General features: G+C 54.1%; 1 protein-coding gene. It reads right to left on the reverse strand.

What is annotated here, in order from left to right; genetic code table 11:
* A partial coding sequence (locus L5M37_RS23990) for an IS1634-like element ISShes12 family transposase (RefSeq protein ID WP_263201918.1) occupies window positions 1–1367 on the reverse strand: 1367 nt, incomplete at both ends.

The raw sequence follows: 1367 nt of genomic DNA on the forward strand, positions 1-1367 counted from the left end.
GTTTTTGCGTGGGTTTCTTTTTCATGTCCGCCACACTCCGGTTCTGCTCTACTAAGCCCTGCCGGATCCGGTGCTCCAGCGCCGCATAAATCATCAGGCTACAGGTCATCACCATCAGCAACGCTTCGATACGTTCCGGTTTTTTAAGATATAACGAGGAGGTTAAAAATTCGGGACTTTTCAGAAACCTAAAACCACGCTCGACATTCTGCTGGGCTTTATAGGTAGCCAACAGCTCAGCCATGGTGARCGTTTCACTGTGATCATTGGTCGCGAGGATGAACACCCCTGTCTGGTTGCGCGCCTCAGCCACCCGCGCCAAGCTACTTGCGGCTAACCCCTTGATGTGAAATTGGTAGYTCACCGGCATTTCACCCTTTTGSGGCCTTCCGCGCCCTGCATAGATAGGTTCACTCACGACTTCTGCTTCTAGTTGCAGCAGATTTAAGCTGACAGCAAAACGGGCTAATTCAGCCTGCGCATCGGTCTCGCAGGCAAAACGCTGGGCACATAATTTGTTGAAGGCTTTCAGTTCACGCGTGCTGTCTTTCAGTAGGTTTTTGGCTAATGTTTGCTGCTCACGGTGGCTGGCCTGTTCGCTGCGCACCAGCAACCAACGCTGCGCGACGTCGGCATAATTGGCGCTTTGCCAACAGCCATGATAGCCATTGCCCAGCGCAACCAGCGACTGGGTGCCAATGGTTGCCACGGCTCGCTTGGCTTCATTGAGGGTGACAGGCACACGAGTCACGAACAACTGTTGCTGTTGTGCCAGTAGTTGCAAGGTGTCGGCGCAATACAGCGCCGCATCGCCGACCAGATAACGACTCTCCTGCGCGGCCTTGAGACTGCTCAAGTGGCGCCGTACCGTCTGGGCAAAGGCCTTGGTATCATTACTATTACCACTCAAGGCTTGCATGTAGATGGGCAGGCCGGCCTGATTTTCACAGATAAGCTCCAGGATAACCTGGTTTAGCTCTGGCCGATGGTCGCGGCTATAGCCCCGTACCAATTGCAACTTACCGAGCTGCTCGCCATCGGCTTGGTCATAGGCGCCATCGACGTGGAAGCTGGTGATATCGAGGTGTACTGCAGTACTTTTGAGCCCCAATCGTTCRACGACCTGCTCCGCCATCACCTGATAAAGCGTGCTGACATCGGCCTCAAAGAGGGCATCAAGGCAGCGGCCGAGCACATCATCATTGAGGTCATCGGCACAGATCCCCGGGCCAATCAGGCGTTCTACAGGCTTGTTGGCAAAGAATTGCGGGAACATGTGCAAGGTCGAACTATGAAAGCCAAGACCGTTCAGTATCATCGCCACCAACGCTTCACCATGTGAGACTTTGTAGGGCGGCGTTTTGGGT

Source organism: Shewanella sp. SM69 (assembly GCF_025653985.1).
In the GTDB taxonomy this organism is placed as follows: domain Bacteria; phylum Pseudomonadota; class Gammaproteobacteria; order Enterobacterales; family Shewanellaceae; genus Shewanella; species Shewanella oncorhynchi.